This is a genomic window from Taibaiella chishuiensis (genome assembly GCF_003014535.1).
GTDB classification, from domain to species: domain Bacteria; phylum Bacteroidota; class Bacteroidia; order Chitinophagales; family Chitinophagaceae; genus Taibaiella; species Taibaiella chishuiensis.
In genome coordinates, this window is record NZ_PYGD01000001.1 from 93,032 (window position 1) to 109,691 (window position 16,660).

16 protein-coding genes are annotated in these 16,660 nt (G+C 52.0%); 9 read left to right on the forward strand and 7 right to left on the reverse strand.

Annotated elements, in window-relative coordinates:
• Positions 1-723: 723 nt before the first annotated feature.
• From B0I18_RS00370 to B0I18_RS00395, 6 genes are all read left to right on the forward strand, one after another.
• Positions 724-1,443, forward strand: coding sequence for a LytR/AlgR family response regulator transcription factor (locus B0I18_RS00370; protein WP_181358273.1), 720 nt, complete (start codon positions 724-726; stop codon positions 1,441-1,443).
• A gap of 78 nt (positions 1,444-1,521) precedes the next feature.
• Positions 1,522-3,000, forward strand: a complete 1,479-nt coding sequence (gene hutH, locus B0I18_RS00375) for a histidine ammonia-lyase (RefSeq protein ID WP_106520670.1) — start codon at positions 1,522-1,524, stop codon at positions 2,998-3,000.
• A gap of 61 nt (positions 3,001-3,061) precedes the next feature.
• Positions 3,062-4,345, forward strand: a complete 1,284-nt coding sequence (locus tag B0I18_RS00380; RefSeq protein ID WP_106522006.1) for a UDP-N-acetylmuramoyl-tripeptide--D-alanyl-D-alanine ligase — start codon at positions 3,062-3,064, stop codon at positions 4,343-4,345.
• A 50-nt stretch (positions 4,346-4,395) separates the two neighbouring features.
• Positions 4,396-4,917, forward strand: coding sequence for a hypothetical protein (locus B0I18_RS00385; RefSeq protein ID WP_106520671.1), 522 nt, complete (start codon positions 4,396-4,398; stop codon positions 4,915-4,917).
• Between the two features lie 24 nt (positions 4,918-4,941).
• Entirely contained in the window at positions 4,942-5,469 is a 528-nt protein-coding gene (locus B0I18_RS00390) for a hypothetical protein (RefSeq protein WP_106520672.1), read from the forward strand.
• Between the two features lie 15 nt (positions 5,470-5,484).
• On the forward strand, positions 5,485-6,006 hold the full coding sequence (locus tag B0I18_RS00395) for a DUF2867 domain-containing protein (RefSeq protein ID WP_106520673.1): 522 nt from the start codon (positions 5,485-5,487) through the stop codon (positions 6,004-6,006).
• Here B0I18_RS00395 and B0I18_RS00400 read toward each other — a convergent pair.
• Together B0I18_RS00400 and rocD are read right to left on the reverse strand one after the other, a co-directional pair.
• Positions 5,990-6,652 (reverse strand): VIT1/CCC1 transporter family protein, encoded by a 663-nt coding sequence (locus B0I18_RS00400; RefSeq protein WP_106520674.1) that lies wholly within the window; start codon positions 6,650-6,652, stop codon positions 5,990-5,992. The two genes, B0I18_RS00395 and B0I18_RS00400, sit on opposite strands and share 17 nt — an antisense overlap.
• Before the next feature lie 93 nt (positions 6,653-6,745).
• A complete protein-coding gene (gene rocD, locus B0I18_RS00405; protein WP_106522007.1) occupies positions 6,746-7,978 on the reverse strand; it encodes an ornithine--oxo-acid transaminase in 1,233 nt (410 codons plus the stop codon).
• Positions 7,979-8,250: 272 nt separating this feature from the next.
• On the opposite strand from rocD, the gene B0I18_RS00415 reads away from it, so the two are divergent.
• Positions 8,251-8,667, forward strand: coding sequence for a nucleoside-diphosphate kinase (locus B0I18_RS00415; protein WP_106520676.1), 417 nt, complete (start codon positions 8,251-8,253; stop codon positions 8,665-8,667).
• Positions 8,668-8,749: 82 nt separating this feature from the next.
• Here B0I18_RS00415 and B0I18_RS00420 read toward each other — a convergent pair whose 3' ends face one another.
• Entirely contained in the window at positions 8,750-9,919 is a 1,170-nt protein-coding gene (locus B0I18_RS00420) for a vWA domain-containing protein (protein ID WP_106522008.1), read from the reverse strand.
• 142 nt (positions 9,920-10,061) lie between these two features.
• Here B0I18_RS00420 and B0I18_RS00425 point away from each other — a divergent pair, with 142 nt between their 5' ends.
• Both B0I18_RS00425 and B0I18_RS00430 read left to right on the forward strand, forming a co-directional pair.
• On the forward strand, positions 10,062-11,891 hold the full coding sequence (locus B0I18_RS00425) for a tetratricopeptide repeat-containing sensor histidine kinase (protein WP_181358274.1): 1,830 nt from the start codon (positions 10,062-10,064) through the stop codon (positions 11,889-11,891).
• Positions 11,891-12,643: a LytR/AlgR family response regulator transcription factor gene (locus tag B0I18_RS00430; protein ID WP_106520678.1), complete on the forward strand. Its 753-nt coding sequence runs from the start codon at positions 11,891-11,893 to the stop codon at positions 12,641-12,643. The genes B0I18_RS00425 and B0I18_RS00430 overlap by 1 nt, the downstream gene beginning before the upstream one ends.
• A 57-nt stretch (positions 12,644-12,700) precedes the next feature.
• On the opposite strand, the gene B0I18_RS00435 is transcribed toward B0I18_RS00430, so the two are convergent.
• The 4 genes from B0I18_RS00435 to B0I18_RS00450 form a co-directional block, all read right to left on the reverse strand.
• Positions 12,701-13,120: a hypothetical protein gene (locus B0I18_RS00435; RefSeq protein ID WP_146146618.1), complete on the reverse strand. Its 420-nt coding sequence runs from the start codon at positions 13,118-13,120 to the stop codon at positions 12,701-12,703.
• Positions 13,121-13,123: 3 nt separating this feature from the next.
• A complete protein-coding gene (locus B0I18_RS00440) occupies positions 13,124-13,975 on the reverse strand; it encodes an endonuclease/exonuclease/phosphatase family protein (protein WP_106520680.1) in 852 nt (283 codons plus the stop codon).
• A 151-nt stretch (positions 13,976-14,126) separates the two neighbouring features.
• Positions 14,127-16,148: a S9 family peptidase gene (locus B0I18_RS00445; RefSeq protein WP_106520681.1), complete on the reverse strand. Its 2,022-nt coding sequence runs from the start codon at positions 16,146-16,148 to the stop codon at positions 14,127-14,129.
• A 72-nt stretch (positions 16,149-16,220) separates the two neighbouring features.
• Positions 16,221-16,583: an ArsC family reductase gene (locus B0I18_RS00450; protein WP_106520682.1), complete on the reverse strand. Its 363-nt coding sequence runs from the start codon at positions 16,581-16,583 to the stop codon at positions 16,221-16,223.
• Positions 16,584-16,660: the final 77 nt, after the last annotated feature.

A 16,660-nucleotide genomic window follows, 5' to 3' on the forward strand; every position in this document is an offset into this window, starting at 1 on the left:
CATTATTTGTCTCTGAACGACATATAATCGTGCTAAAACCTGGCGGAAACAGGACCAAAAACAGTATTAAAAAGAACCCAAAAAACCGACTTATGCACCACCTTTACCCTATGCCTCCCGGCTTGCAGTACCATTGCTCCCTTCATGCTCCGAATCCGGCCCCAGGCTTGCCACAGGCAATATTGCCCCGCTTCTTCTGCGATTTCCGGCAACGACCGGGTTCCCGGTTATAAAAACAGGTTTTTACAGGTTTTTGACGCGTATTATTTATACGCCGCAACGGCATGGTCCAAAGCAGTCTTTCAAGGCCTGACCTTTAAACACATATCTACGTGAATAATGTGTACCGGACCTCTTAATTCTACAAAAGGTGAATTATAATCTACAATAACATGGCATTTCAGGACAGAAAAAGATAATATTTAATGCGTCTATACATATAATATAAATAGTATGTCAGCAACAGAATCCGTATCTTTTTGTAATAATTGCACCAGGTACCCTTAATTGTATGACCACTCAGCAAATTGATATCATTCATGCCACCAGGCCGGAAGCGGAAATAGCCCGTAGCGGCTCCTGCCGGACAGCAACCACCTGCTGCCAGCGCCATGCCCGGGCGGGGGTCGCAGCATGCCTCCTGCAGCGCTGAAATTCCCAGGTACCACAACCCTGCACCCTGCAATTCATAAACCCAACCAAACCAACCAACCATACCAAACGATGAAAATCTTAATTGTAGAAGACGAGCCACTGATAGCCGACAGCCTGTTTCAACTCTTGCGGATACTCGAATACGAGCCTTATCCTCCCGTATCTAACCCGGCCGATGCCATCGAGATACTGGAACACAACCCTCCTGACCTGGTACTGCTGGACCTTAATCTCGCCCATAACCTTTCCGGGCTCGAGGTTGCAGCCTATATCCAGAACCATAAACTGAAGATCCCTTTTATCGTACTGACCTCCAATAGCGGCGCCTCCATGGTGGCGCAGGTAAAAAAGTACCACCCGGCTTCCTACCTCATCAAACCGTTTATGCGGGAAGCGCTTTTTGCAGCAATAGAAATAGCCGTGCCCGACGAAGAGGAAGAAGAAATCATAGATGATGCGATCCTGCTTAAAACCGGGAACCGTTCGGAGATCCTGAACCTGCGCGAGCTTATTTACCTGAAGGCCAGCGGCAAGTATACCGAGCTCCACTTCTCCTTCGGGAAGCGCCTGGTAAGACTCCCGTTATCCTCTTTTATCAAGGAAAACCAGAACCAGAGCCTGCTGCGCGTGCACAAGACCTATGCGGTAAACCCCTCATACATCAAGGCTTTTGCGGTAGATGAGCTTTTTATGGGCGATAGTAAAATACCGATCGGCCGCTTTTTTATGCCGGCCGTAAACAATTACCTGAAGTCCAGGGGAATACACAAGAAAGAGCTCCGGGGCTAAAACCCGGCGGCTGGCACAAAAGAGCAGAAATAAAGGGAATACAGCTATCTTTGCCAGCCTTAAAACGATACTGACCGTATGGAACTACCTGCTCATTTAAGCATAGCACAGTTAACAGAATTACTAAATAATAAAATTACGCTTTCAGCAACAGATTTACAGAAAGTGAACGCCAACCGGGATTTCCTGGACCGCAAAATTGCGGGTGGCGATACCTATTACGGCATCAATACAGGCTTTGGCTCGCTCTGCGATGTACGCATCAGCGACGATCAACTGAAAGAACTGCAGGAAAACCTGGTCTGCTCGCATGCCTGCGGCTTTGGCGACGAGGTGCCTTCCGGGATCGTAAAGCTGATGTTGCTGCTGAAGATCCGCGGCCTGGCCCAGGGTTTCAGCGGTATTCACGAAGACACGATACAACGCCTGGTAGCCTTCTACAATGAAGACCTGCTGCCGGTTGTATTCGAGCAGGGCTCGCTGGGCGCTTCGGGCGACCTGGCCCCGCTTGCCCACCTGAGCCTGCCTTTACTCGGCAAGGGTAAAGTGCGGTACAACAACGAAGTGCTCGCTGCCGCCGACGCCCTGCAACAGAAAGGGATGGCGCCGTTGCCTTTACACGCCAAAGAAGGCCTGGCCCTGCTTAACGGCACCCAGTTTATGAGCAGTTATGCCACCTGGGCCCTGCTGCAGGCACAACGCCTGCAACGCTGGGCCGACGTGATCGCCGCACTGTCGCTCGAAGCCTTCGACGGCAAGGCCGAACCCTTCTCGCACCCGATACACCGCATACGGCCGCATGCCGGGCAGATTGAAACGGCCGAGGCGGTACGCAGCCTGCTCGAAGGCAGCGAACTGCAACAGGGTGTAAAAATTCAGGTACAGGACCCCTACTCCTTCCGTTGCGTGCCCCAGGTACACGGCGCTACCAAGGACGTGATCCGCAATATTACCGCGGTGGTAGAGATCGAGATCAACTCGGTTACCGACAACCCCATCGTATTCGAAGAAGAAGACCTGATCCAGAGCGGCGGCAACTTCCATGGTCAGCCCCTGGCACTTAACCTCGACTTCTTCGCCATCGCTATGGCCGAACTCGCCAATATATCGGAACGCAGAACCTACCTGCTGGTAAGCGGGCAAAGAGGCCTGCCGCCGTTCCTGGCCAAGAATGCAGGCCTGCACAGCGGCTTTATGATCGCCCAGTATACGGCAGCCTCGATCGTAAGCCAGAACAAACAATACTGCACACCGGCCTCGGTAGACAGCATTGTAAGCAGCAACGGCCAGGAAGACCATGTGAGCATGGGCGCCAACGCCGCTACCAAACTCAAAAAGGTAATCGATAATGTACAAAGGGTATTGGCCATCGAACTCCTTTGCGCAGCACAGGCCCTCGACTTCCGCCAGCCGGCAAAAACATCGCCCAAACTGCAACGCCTGTTTGAAGCTTTCCGTAAAGAAGTTACCTTTAACGACGCGGACCGCATCCTGCACGACGATATGGCCAGGGCCGAACGTTTCCTGGATCAGCAGGCCGATGCAATTTTAGGTTAATCTATTATCCGCAGGGAAAAGGTTGATCCTTTTCCCTGTTTTCCTTTTTATCCATTCGTTTATGACCATCCGGGAGTTATACGAGCTTTACCTGAAATACCCTGCCGTACAGACCGACAGCAGGAAGATCAAGGCAGGCGATATTTTCTTCGCCCTCAAAGGCGACAATTTTAACGGCAATGCCTTTGCCGCACAGGCGCTCGCAGACGGCGCGGCCTATGCCGTGGTAGACGAGGCGGCCTATGCCACCGGTCCGCAATATGTGCTGGTAACCGATGTGCTGCAAACCCTGCAGCAACTGGCCGCACACCACCGCTTACAGTTGCCCATACCCGTAATCGCCATCACGGGTTCGAATGGTAAAACAACCACCAAAGAGCTGCTGATTGCCGTACTCTCTGCCAAATACAAGACTTACGCTACAGAAGGCAATCTCAACAACCATATCGGCGTACCGCTTACCCTGCTCAAAATCAAACCCGATGCGGAGTTTGCCATTGTAGAAATGGGCGCCAGCCATATCGGCGAGATCGCCTCCTACTGCAGGATCGCGGCCCCGGACTATGGCCTGATCACCAATTGCGGCAAGGCCCATATCGAAGGTTTCGGCAGCCTGGAAGGCGTACGCAAAGGCAAAGGCGAACTGTATGATTTCCTGCGCGAGTTTTCGGGCAGCATTTTCCGGAATGCCGATCTGCCTTACCTTAGCGATATGGCCAGGGGCATCGACGAGCAGGTTACCTATGGCACCGCCAACGCTGAAATCATTGGCCGGGCCACGGGGCATAACCTGCTGTTGCAGGTAACCATACTGACTGCCGGGCTCGAAACCCAGATACAAACCCAGCTGGTAGGCGATTACAACCTGGCCAATGTGCTGGCAGCCGTAGCCGTTGGCGAATATTTCGACGTAGATATCGATACGATCAAAAAGGCCATCGAAAGTTATGCGCCTTCCAACAGCCGCTCGCAATGGCTTGAAAAAGGCACGAATAAGATCATTCTCGACGCGTACAATGCCAACCCGACCAGTATGAAGCTGGCTATCGAAAACATTGCCCAATTGGAAGCGGATAATAAATGGCTGTTGCTGGGTGCGATGAAGGAGATGGGCGAAACCGCCGCAGCCGAACACCAGGCGCTCATAGACCTGCTGCAGCAACTGGGCCTGAAACAGGTGATCCTTACCGGCGCCGAATACGAAGGTACACGGAACCCTTACCCCTGGTTTGCAACCGCGCAGCAACTTAAAGACTACCTGCTGCAACACCCGATACAAAACGCGACCCTGCTGATCAAAGGATCGAGAGGTTCTAAAATGGAAACCGTGCTCGACGCCTTTTAAAAAGTGCGAACCGGCTATTCCTGTTTATTTGCTGAAAAACAAAAAATCCTATGCGCGCCGTACTGCTTATCCTGTTGTCCCTGCTCTGTGCCGCCCCGGCAGGCGCACAATACACCTCGAAGCTCGACGAACGGGCCAGCGTGGTATTCCCGGCCAAACCCATGGCCATGGACGGCGTAGTAAGCCAGATCCAATACAGCACCCTGGATAAAGACAATAAGATAACGGCTATGGCCACCGCCATCGATGCGGGCCAGTTTGGCGTAGACTCGGCGACGCTTGCCGCCAACTACAACAACCAGCTGTTCGTGGAGATGATCACGCAAAGTGTGCTGGGCCAGTATCCCGGCGTGCAGGTGGTATCTAAGAAGAAGATCGCGCAGGACGCCTTTATGGGCTACGACATAAGCCTGGCCAATGAAACACCCGGCGGCAGCGTACCCTACAGCACCATTTACGCCCGTATCCTGTTTGCCGGCACCAAGGTGTATGCGCTTACGGTACTGGCCCTCAAGGATACCGATGCCCAGGCCGACCGCGATAAATTCTACCGCTCCCTGAAAATAAACTAAACCACCGCCCGTTTAAGAGACACTATGAAAAAGTTATTGCTGCTGCCCATACTGCTTTGCTGCACGCTTTTTTGCTCCGCGCAGTTTCGCGAGCAGCTGAATACCAAAGCCAGCATCAGCTTCCCGGTTGCCGCTCAAAAAGGCAAGTCGGACCAGAACAATTATTGGGTAGCCGATACCGGCAAAGACTCGCTGGCCATGCACCTGATGGCGATGACGCTGAACAGCCTCGACTACGACCTGAGCGCCAAGGCTATTGCGGATAACTACGACAAACCCGAGTTTATCGATGCCCTTATCGGCGGTATGGTCGGCGAAAAGGCACATATCAAAGAGCTGAACCGTAACAAGATCTTTGCCGGCAAGGCAAAAGGTTATGCGATCGATATGATCAACGAGACACCGGACGAGGAATACCCTTATACGCATATGTATATCCGTTTCCTGTTTTCGGGCACCACCATCTATATGCTCGGGGCCTATACCGACGAAGAGGAAGCGAATGCAAAGATCCGTGACCAGTTCTTCAACTCCTTAACGATAAAGCCCTAACCGGCCACCCGGCTTATGCCGACAATGCCGCCAACTGCAACCCGGCCACCCGATTACAGCGACAGCTACCGCGGCGCCTTCCGCCCCGCGGCTTACCCGGTTACACCGGCTGCCCTGGGCCGGGCCTTTTTCAATGCAGGACCGGCCTGGATCGGCTGGCTCTTTACCCTTCGCAACAGGATTGTAGCCTTATTCGGCTTAAAGACACCCGGCAGCAGCAAGCGGGCCGAACAGCTTAAAGCATTCCGGGGATTGCCCGGCGAAAGGATCGGCCTGTTCCGGGTATACGAAGCGGCAGATAACCGGCTTGTAATCGGGGAAACGGACAAGCATCTCGATTTCAGGGTCATCCTGCAGGTCAATACCACACAGCCGGACCTCGATATCAAAACCCTCATCATTACTACCGAAGTACATTTCCATAACCGTATGGGACGCTGGTATTTTGTGCCGGTAAAACCGCTGCACCGCATTATCGTACCCGTTATGCTCAAAGGCATGTTGCGCAAGCCGGAGTTACTTACTGCAATTGTATAACTGCCCAGGTTATTGCTGCGGCAACAGTTATAATCGTCAGGCCACGGGCAGCGCCTACTATAGCCGTAGTGATCTTGGGACGGCCGGTAAGCCTGCCTTTGCACCAACCGGTAACCAGCAGGCAAAACAGCGCCCAGCATAAAGGCCCGGCCAGCGACAAAGAAAAAGTATGCACCAGCAAGAAAGGCGCCGAAACCAATACAGTACCCGTTAAAAAGCCGGTAGCGGTATGCAAGGCGCCCCGCCTGGCCCTTACGTCATCGGCCTGTTCCCAGCCCAGCTCATGCTCCTGTACTTCCCGCAGCCAGAGTTCCCGTTCCCGGGCCATTTCGGCCTTCATCGATTCCGTAAGCCCATCATCGATACCGATCGCCTTCAGCAGCGACAATTCCCTTTCGGCTTCTTCCAGGCCCAATTGCGGGTGTTTATGATCGATCTCTTCCCGTTCGCCGGCATACCGGGCCCAACCGAAGGCACAGGCCCCGGCCAGGCCAACAGCCAGGCCAGCGACAACCGGCGCCAGTACACGCTCCTGCGCAAAAGGCAACGCAATCATACAAGCGGCCAACGGAAGGATCAGCCCGTCGGAAATACCGGTGATAAAATCGACAGGAAACAGGGAGGCGGTATATCGGGCAGTAGGCATGTTACAAATATAAACCAACCGGCGCCAAAAAGAGGCAGGGCCGCTCCGGTTTGGAGCAGCCCTGGCTGTTAAATAATTTATACCGGGTAAATCTTAAAGACGCTCCAGGCTTGTTTTGATAATAGCGACGCATTCGTCGATCTGCTCACGGGTAATCACCAGCGGTGGCGCAAAACGGATCTTATCGCCATGGGTAGGCTTGGCAAGCAGGCCGTTGTCTTTGAGGTGCAGGCACAGGTCCCATGCAGCATCCGGGTTATCGTGTTTGATAACGATAGCGTTCAGCAGGCCCTTACCCCGTACCAGCGCAATATTGGGATGATGCAGTGCTTCCAGCTGTTCGCGGAAGTAAGCGCCCAGTTCGGCTGCATTTTCAGCCATACGCTCTTCTTTCAGCACTTCGAGCGCTACGATAGCCACTTTACAGGCCAGGGGATTACCACCATAGGTAGAACCATGTTCGCCCGGTTTGATGGTCAGCATGATCTCATCGTCGGCCAGCACTGCAGACACAGGCATTACACCGCCGCTCAGCGCTTTGCCGAGGATCAGGATATCGGGACGTACATTTTCATGATCGCAGGCCAGCATTTTTCCCGTACGGGCCAGGCCGGTCTGGATTTCATCGCCGATAAACAGGACATTGGCGGCACGGCACATCTCGGCCGCAGTAGCCAGGTAACCCTCGTCGGGTACATATACGCCGGCTTCGCCCTGTATGGGCTCTACCAGGAAACCCGCTACATCCGGATCCTGCAGCGCTTTTTCCAATGCCTTTATATCGTTGTAGGGTATTACTTCATAACCCGGCATAAAAGGGCCGAAGTTATTGCGTGCTCCCGGGTCGGTACTGAACGAGATCACGTTAAGGGTACGGCCGTGGAAATTGCCTTCTACGGTAATGATCCTGGCTTTGTTTTCCGCCACGCCCTTTACCTGGTAAGCCCAGCGGCGTGCCAGTTTCAGCGCGGTCTCCACCGCTTCTACGCCGGTATTCATCGGCAGTACTTTGTCGTAACCGAAATAACGGGTTATATATTCAGCGTATTCGCCCAGCAGGTCGCTGTGGAATGCGCGGGAGGTCAGGGTCAGTTTTTGCGCCTGTTCGATAAATGCCGCGATGATTTTCGGGTGGCAATGGCCCTGGTTGACCGCCGAGTAACCCGAGAGGAAATCATAGTAGCGTTTGCCTTCGACATCCCACATAAATACACCCTCGCCCCGGTTCAGGACTACGGGCAGGGGATGATAATTATGGGCACCATATTGTTCTTCCCGGTCTATAAAAGACTGGCTAACGGGAGCAGTAGGAGTAGTTTCTTGCATAGGTACAAAGGTACGTTTTTTTGTCAGATTGCCCGTATACCGCGCCACCAGGGCCATAAAGATATGCCCCTGCCGGCCGGGGTAATGAGCATTTGCGGTATAGGGCTTACAGGTTATTTTATCATGAAGCAGGCGGGCATCGCGACCGGGAAAAGCAGGCCGCGAAAAAGCCGGGAACAGGGCCAGGCCGGGCGAAAGCGGAAAAATGTTTTGAAAAAGCTAAAAAAACAAATAATCCTTACCTTTGCGGCGCAATTCAAAACCTAAAGAAAATGTCGAACAGAACATTCACAATGATCAAGCCTGATGCCGTATCTTCTAACTACATCGGCGGTATCCTTGATAAAATCAATGCTGGTGGTTTTAAAATCATCGCCATGAAATACACACAGCTGAGCAAAGAGCAGGCTGGCAAATTCTACGAAGTACACAGCGCACGTCCGTTCTACGGCGAACTGGTTGACTTCATGAGCAGCGGTCCGATCGTTGCAGCGATCCTGGAAAAAGATAATGCTGTAGCCGATTTCCGTACCCTGATCGGTGCAACTAACCCTGCTGAAGCTGCAGAAGGCACTATCCGTAAGCAATACGCCAAATCTATCGGCGAAAATGCAGTACACGGTTCAGACAGCGACGAGAATGCAAAGATCGAAGGCGACTTCTTCTTCAGCATGACTGAGCGTTTCTAATCTTTATAGCAAACAAAATATACCACAAAGCGCCCCGGTAATCCCGGGGCGCTTTTTATGGGGTTCATCGGTAATTGGGGTATCAGGGCGCAGTGTTATATCCTTTTTGCTGTGCCAGCGCCAGGATAGATGTATTGATAGCCTGGCCCAGATCGTCATTGGTGCCGGTCTTTTTTGTTTCGCTATCGATATAGGCCTGGCGCTGTTTAGCCAGTTCAGCCATCTCTTTCTGGATACCTTCCCGTTCCCGGGTCTTTTCCGCCACAACGGTCTCAAGCTCCGCCGCCGTTTTGCCCCGCAGCTCAGCAGGCAACTCTTCCTGGCGAATGGTCTTCAGGGCGGCTTTGTCTTCTTTTACCCGGTCTACCAGGTCCCAGCTTTCATTCTTATACACGCCTTTCGATTTACTCACGGCACGTTCGGTATAATTTGCCGCAGACAAGGATTTTGCGTTGTTGTCCTGTTGCTGCTGGTTGTATTTTTTTGAAGCGCCCATTTTACCATAACCGATATAGGTCTTGTTGATGCGTTCGTTGCAGGCTTCGATCCGGGCATCGTAAGGCGTTTCGATAAAACGTACCCTGCGGTCGGAATCTATATTAAAGAACTTGCCCCCGCCACGTTCTGCGCCATCTTTCCATAATTCCGAAATACCGTCCTTACGGCTGCCACAGTAAATGGTATGCACATAAACACCCTGGCGCACGGCGTCGGGCAGCACTTCTTTGTAAGACACACGGCCCTGGTCGAAAGGTTCGTTGCCCGCAATATAGACCAGTTTCATATCGTCGCTTTTCCCACCCCAGTCCAGCCGGTCCAGGGCCTCTTTGATCACCGCTCCGCAAAACTCTTCGCCGCCATTGGTACGCAATGCAAAAAGCTGTTCCGATACCAGGTCGAGATCGGTTGTGAACGGCGTTACCTGGCGGATGTATCCCGACTGGTCCGACAGCCGGCTGTTGCCATATTCGTACAGGGCGATTTCGATACGCGGGGTTTTCCCTTTATAACGCAGCGTGGTCAGTGTATTGATGATATTCCACAAGCGGGACTTGGCCTGATCGATAAGACCATCCATACTGTTGGAGGTATCGAGCAACAGCGCTACCTGCACCCGGGTATTATCGGTTTCGTTATGGGCCTGCGAGCTGGCGACCGCGGCATCGGCAGGAGCAGTATGACCCGTACCGCATTTAGCAAACAGGAAGCCGGAAGAGAGGAGCAGGGCGCCGGCCAGGATGGAAGTTTTCATAAGCAATGTTTTAAGATTTCCCTACAAATGTATCCGGGCCAGGCAGGCCGGGAAGGGCTACTTGGTGAAAGCCCGGTATGACTTGGTGAAACCCGTTGCTGCCTTTTCAAAAACCGCTACTTTTACTTTGGAAAATAAACCTATGAAACAAGCCTTAAACCGGATCCTGGTACTGCTGCTGCTCTGCACGGGTGGTAGCGCCCTGGCGCAGGACTCGGTAATTTATAATATGCCTGAGTACAGCAAAAAAGGCGGCTACTCGAAAGCAAAGCAGAAGGCCGATAAGCTGAAAGCCTCGCTGGCTACGGATGACGAGTCGCAAACGGCCTGGGGCTACGAAAGCCTTTCGGCAGCGCTGGCAGAAAAAGGCGACTATAACAAGGCAGAAGGCTACCTGCAAAAAGCCCTGGATATTTATACCCGGCAGCGGGATGCCCAGTCGCAGGCAAGAACACGCCGCAGCCTGGGCAAACTGCAGGAGTCGCAAAACAAGATCGTGCAGGCTATAGAAAGCTACCACACCGCCTCGGAAGTAAGCCCCGACAAGACCTTTATCCAGGCCAATGCCAACGATGCCAACCGGCTGCGCGCCAACGAGAACCTGCAAAGCAGGATGGACTACAGCCAGCAAAACGCCCGGTTATTTGAAAAAAGCGGGCAGCAGGAAGAGGCAGCGCAGGCTTATCGACAGCTGGCCGAAACCCAGCTCGAACAACGCAAAGCCGGGGAAGCAGTGGCCAGTTATAAAAAAGCCATCTCGGCTACCGGTCAGCAGGAAGCGGTAGCCGACCTTACCAACCAGATGGCTAAAGCCTATGCGGCCAACAATGAACCCGGAACCGCCATCGGCATCAGCAGGGCCGCACTGGACCAGGCCCGTACACAAAAGGATACCGCCCGGCTGATCGTGCAACTGCAGCAGCTTGCAGCACTATATACAAACGACGGACAACCGGCACAGGCAGCCCCCCTGCTGGAGGAGGCCTATACCCTGGCCCTGCGCAGCGGCAATACCCTGGGCGCCAAAGCCGCGCTGGTGCTGCTGGCACAATACTATAAGGCACAAAATGCACCGCAGAAAAGCCTGGACCTGTACGAACAGTTTACCCGCAACCTGGACACATTGATCCGTAACGACAGCTCGCTGGTGGACGCACGTATGTTCGACCTGACGGAAAGCCGGATCAAAGAGCTCGAAAAGGAGCGCGATCTGCAAAAAGAACTGATCCAACGCAAGAATGTGTTTAACTACGTCATGGCCGGATCGTCGCTGCTGATGCTGGTACTGCTGTTCTTTATCGCAAGGTCGCGGTACGTGGTCAAAATCAAGAATAAAAAGATAGCGCTGCAATCGCTGCGCCGCGAAATGAACCCGCACTTTATCTTTAACAGCCTCAACAGCGTGAACCAATATATCGCGGAGAACAACGAGCTGGAGGCCAACAAATACCTGACTTCCTACTCGGGGCTGATGCGCAATATCATGGAGCATTCGAACAAGGACTTTGTTACGCTCAGCACCGAACTGGAACAATTGAAAAAATACCTGGAGCTGGAACACCTCCGCTTCAGCAGCCAGTTCGACTTCGGGATCGAGGTAGACGAACAACTGGACACCGATGCGGTAATGGTACCCAATATGCTGATCCAGCCCCACCTGGAGAATGCCATCTGGCACGGCTTACGCTACCGGGAAGGAAAAGGGCAACTATGGCTTTCGTTCAGGATACAGGAACGGTTATTATTGGTAACGGTAAGGGATAACGGCATCGGCATCAGCAGGAGCCGTGCCTTGAAAACCGTAAACCAAAAGGCCCATGAATCGAGGGGCATAACCAATACCACCGAGCGTATCGGGCTATTGAACGACCTCTATAAAAGCCATATCAGTATGCAGCTGGAAGAGCTGCAGGAACCGGGACAAAGCGGCACCCGGGTAACGATCCGCTTACCCTTAATCCATAAAAGCTAATGCAGGTACAGTCTATAACAGCCGTGATCGTCGAGGACGAAACAGCGGCAATCACGGCGCTTCATAATTACCTGCTCAAGTTTTGCCCGCAGGTAGTGGTAAAAGGTACTGCGCAAAATTGCAGGGAGGCGGTGCAGGTATTGCACGAGGTACAACCACAGCTGGTGTTCCTGGATGTGGAAATGCCTTTCGGCAATGCCTTCGATGTATTGGACCAGTGCCGCGACCTGCGGTTCGAAACCATATTCGTAACGGCGTTTTCCGAATACTCGCTCAAAGCCCTGAACCAAAGCGCCGCCTATTACCTGCTTAAACCCCTGAGCATCGAAGAGCTGATCCTTGCGGTGAACAAGGTACAACAACAGTTACAGCAACAACAACAGATCAACAGGAACCAGATCATCCTGGATAATGCAAAAGAAGGCCGGCCTGAAAAGCAGCATGTGATCCTGCCTACCCTCGACGGTTTCGATGTAGTAAAAATGGGCGATATCGTACGGCTTAAAGGCAATGGCAACTTTACCGATGTATACCTGCAGGATGGCGCCCGGAAAATGGTATGCCGTTTCCTGAAACATTTTACGGAGATCCTGCCCCACCCTTTTGTACGGGTCCACAAGTCGCATATCGTCAATACGCACTTCGTAAAGTCGTACCACAAGGGCGCCGGCGGTTACGTGGTGCTCAACGATGGTACCGAAGTAGAAGTAAGCCCGGCTTATAAAGAGCAATTGCTTCTGGCATTTCAATAAAACAACATCGCCCGGCAATGCCGGGCGATGTTTATATTTTTCACACACAGGTACTCGCTAAGCACTTTGTGCAATCAGCGAGTTAACCAGCTCGGCCGTTTTTTCGGACGATAGTATCTCTTCGAGGCAATTATTAAAATCGGCGAAGTTATCGGCCTTGCACCATCCCTGCTTACCCCAGTAATCGGAACGGAAAACTACGGGAAACTCGGCCAGCAGGTTTTGCTTCACACAAAACAGGGCAAAGTGCTGGTAGCCCAGCGCCGGCGATATAATATTAAAGCAATGTTGGTAATGCGGTTGATTCTGGAAGCCATCGCCCCCTTCAACGATTAATGTCGTATTGATATCGGCTTCAACAATATTCCGGGTTATCGAGGCCAGTTCTTTGGCCTGCCGCTTCAATGCCGCCCTCAGCATCGAATCGTTGTTGGGATTAATACCAGACGACCAAAAAGATTTTGTTGTTCCTTCCATGGCTTACTTTGTTAGATCAAGCGTAAAAAAAACAGGTAAGTGATCAAAGACCTGCGCCTTACTTCTTGATTTCCGGGTCGCATCTATAAGCATACGGCCTTTCGCGTCTTTATCGAAGATACGTAGATCATCACTTACAAAGTTAGGAATTAAATCCGGCCTGATCAAAACCTGGTCCAGCATATTCCACCGGTAGTCGTTATTGAAATCGTTGGCATAATAGTAGTAAGTGCCCGGGCGGAACCGGGAAAGATCGCCCAGAAAGCTCCACATAGGATTATAAAAATATTTATACCCGACACTGCCGCCGGTACCCAGGCCGGAAACACTGCGCCTGTAATTGCCCGCTATTTGCCGGCACATAGCGGCGTTAAAAGCATCGGGCTGCACCATGCCCTCTTCAAAAGGATTCATATTAAAGTCGCCGACGAGAATGGTATTGGAATGCCCCGACTGCTGTTCTACCGCCTCTATTTCTTTGCGTACATGCCGCACTACAAAGGCATGATGTGCCGCACTGCCGGCGGTGAGCTTACTGGGGAGGTGTACGGCGCCAAACAACATTTTTTTACGCAACAGGTTGAATTCCACCAGGGCAACGAAGGCACTGCCGGTATCTTTCCATTCGAAGGAAGCGCTGTTGAAAGAGGTATAGATACTGATACCCCGTACATTCGACTTACAGAAGAAATACCGGTTACCGGATTCATTTAGTCTCAGTAGCAGCTCGTTTACAGGGATCGTATTTTCGATCAGCACCAGCACATCGGTATGGTGCTGCAAAGCCAACGCAACCACTTCCTCCGCCACATCTTTCTTGCCAATATTCCAGAAAAGCACATTTAAACTATCCATATTTTGCCGCTCTTTGCGTCACAGCCGTTGCCCTATGATCATTAAATAATATAGCCCGCAAACATAATTAAAAAATTTTACCATAAAACAAAAAAGGACAACAGGCTACGCCTGCTGTCCTTCAAATATTAACAATAACTTTTTCTAAAAATCAGAGGGTTTCTTTCAGCCATTTGTAAAACTCGCGCTGCCATACCAGGCCATTGTGTGCATGCAGCACCCAGTGGTTTTCGTTGGGCAGGTAGAGCAATTTGCTTTTAATACCCCGCAACTGCGCCGCCTGGAAGGCTTCCAGTCCCTGCTCGATCGGTACACGGAAGTCGATACCGCCCTGGATGATCATGATCGGTGTATTCCATTTATCGATGTAATTAGAAGGATTAAATTGCTCGTAGCTTTTCGGCGTGGGTTTGGTCCAGTAGTTGCCGCCCAGGTCCCAGTTGGCAAACCACAGCTCTTCGGTAGTACCATACCAGCTCTTCATATCGAACAGGCCGTCGTGTGCAATAAAGGATTTAAAGCGGTTGTTGTGGATACCGGCCAGCATAAATACGCTGTAACCGCCATAGCTGGCGCCTACGCAGCCGAGGCGGTCCTTATCCACATAACTTTCTTTAGCCACATCGTCGATAGCGGCAAGATAGTCCTGCATGGGTTGTCCGCCCCAGTCGCCGCTGATGGCTTCGTTCCAGGCAGTGCCCCAGCCCGGCATACCGCGACGGTTGGGCGCTACTACGATATACCCATTGGCAGCCATCAGCTGGAAGTTCCAGCGTACGCTATAGAACTGCGATACAGCCGATTGCGGTCCACCCTGGCAATACAACAGGGTCGGGTACTTTTTAGCAGGATCGAAGTTGGGCGGATAGATCACCCAAACGCCCATCTGCTTGCCGTCGGTGGTCTGCACCATACGCATTTTGGTCTGGCTCATCCCGATCTTGCTGTAGGCAACATCGTTTACGTGGGTAAGCGCATTCATTTTGCCATCTTTCAGGTCTACCTTGAAAAGCTCGGCGGCATGGTTCATATCGGTACGGCTTACCACCAGGTTGTTGCCGTTCTGGGCTACGATACCGGTAACATCGAAGTCGCCTTTGGTTACCTGAACTACAGCCGGCATCATACGCACCAGCAGGTTGGAGGGTATACGCACGCTGAACAACTGCAAGGTACCTTTCAGTGCCGCATTAAAATAAATATCGCTACCGGTAGTGCTCCAGGCAAAACCGCCGTCCACGGTTTCATCCCAGCCTACGGTTACATTCATATGTGCTTTGGAAGCCACATCCATGACGATGATATCGTTCTTGTCGGCTTCGTATCCGTCTCTTCTCATGCTCAGCCAGGCAATTTTCTTACCGTCAGGGCTAAAGGCAGGGGCCTGGTCATAACCCATCATGCCTTCGCTCCAGTTAACAGTAGTACCGGCTGCCATATCGTAAGCATAAATGTCGGTATTGGTGCTCTGGGCGTATGCTTTACCTGTTTTCTTTTTCGATACGTATACCAGGGTTTTGCTATCGGGACTGAAGATAAAATCTTCGGAGCCGCCGAATGGTTTTTGCGGGCAGTCGTAAGGTTCACCGGCCATAATATCTTTGGCTTCGGCTGCATTGCCGGTCCTGGCCAGGAATACATGGTTGGCCTTGCCTTCGTTCCAGGCATCCCAGTGGCGGTAGTTAAGATCGGTGTATACCTGGGCGGTACTGTTCTTCACATCACCATAGATTTCTGAACCCAGGATCTTTTCAACCGATACCGGTTTGGAAAAGGCGATCCACTGGCCATCGGGCGAAACCCGCAGGTTCTCGGCGTCTTTGAGGCCCGAAGCTACCCGGTTCCAGGTCTTGCCCTGGTCCTTGCTCAGGAACAGTTCGCCGTCTTTGAGGCTGTACATCCCGTTTTTATCCCATTGTACCAAGCTACGACCTTCGAGGATCGTGGTTTTGGCCTGCTGGTTGTTGTCCAGGTTCAGCAGGTAGTATTCACTATTGCTTTTTTCTGTGGCCAGGTCGGTCTGGGCTACTTTATAAAGCAGGGTCTTATTATCCGGGCTGGTACCCGCAGCCGATACACGGCCCAGCGACCAGAGCAATTCCGGCGTCAGTACCTGCTGTGCAGACAGGGCCAGGGGTGTAAGCATTAATAGAGAAAGTGCTATTTTTTTCATACGACAAAATTGAGCGATTTTATACCGCCGGTTCTGACCCGGGCGGGGTGAATTTTAGAGATTTACCGGGCCTTAAAGGAAGGTTTCGGCATAAGTATCGGCGTTAAACCGCATCACAACAACCTTGTCATCGAGCTCGATTACAGGGCGTTTGATCATACTGGTATGCTCCTGCATAAGGGCTATGGCTTCGGCCTTGGTGGTTACGGCATTTTTAACGGTATCGTCCAGGTCGCGCCAGGTGGTGCTGTTCTTATTGATCAGGTTTTCCCAGCCCAGCTGTTTACACCAGTTGTCCAGCTTGCTTTTGGTAATACCTTCTGTTTTATAGTTATGAAACCGGTAGGCAATTTTATGCCCCTCGAGCCAGGTAAACGCTTTCTTTACAGAATCGCAATTGGGTATGCCATACACGACATAGTTTTTTTCTGCCATAGCTAAATCAAAAAAAATAAATGAGGCCGTAAAAGTACTTATTATTCGGCGTATGGGGTACAAGCCCTGCAGGCGCC